Source organism: Streptomyces hazeniae (assembly GCF_031845485.1).
Lineage (GTDB): Bacteria > Actinomycetota > Actinomycetes > Streptomycetales > Streptomycetaceae > Streptomyces > Streptomyces hazeniae.
In genome coordinates, this window is the sequence record NZ_JAVREQ010000099.1 from 1 (window position 1) to 567 (window position 567).

The 567-nt window shown below is 66.1% G+C and carries 1 protein-coding gene; it reads right to left on the reverse strand.

The genetic code is table 11. The annotated features are described in order from the left end of the window. The coding region (locus RM572_RS28780; protein WP_311676307.1) for a phosphoenolpyruvate carboxykinase domain-containing protein at positions 1 to 567 on the reverse strand (567 nt) is incomplete at both ends.

Below are 567 nucleotides of genomic sequence, written 5' to 3' on the forward strand. Positions count from 1 at the left end.
CCTTCCCACCACACGTCGTTGTCGTCTGTCTTGGCGACGTTGGTGAAGACGGTGTTGCCCGCGGCGATGGTCTTCATCGCGTTCGGGTTGGAGTCCCAGTTGGTGCCGGGCGCGACGCCGAAGAAGCCGAACTCCGGGTTGACGGCGTAAAGGCGGCCGTCCTTGCCGACCCGCATCCAGGCGATGTCGTCGCCGACGGTCTCCGCACGCCAGCCGGGGATGGTGGGCTGCAGCATCGCGAGGTTGGTCTTGCCACAGGCCGACGGGAACGCCGCGGCGACGAAGTAGGCCTTGTTCTCCGGGGAGATCAGCTTGACGATCAGCATGTGCTCGGCGAGCCAGCCCTCGTCGTGGGCCATCGCCGAGGCGATGCGAAGCGAGTAGCACTTCTTGCCCAGCAGCGCGTTACCGCCGTAGCCCGAGCCGAAGCTCCAGATCTCGCGGGTCTCCGGGAAGTGGGTGATGTACTTGGTGTCGTTGCACGGCCACGGCACGTCCTTCTGGCCGGGCTCCAGCGGTGCACCGATCGAGTGCAGCGCCTTGACGAAGAAGCCGTCGTCGCCGATC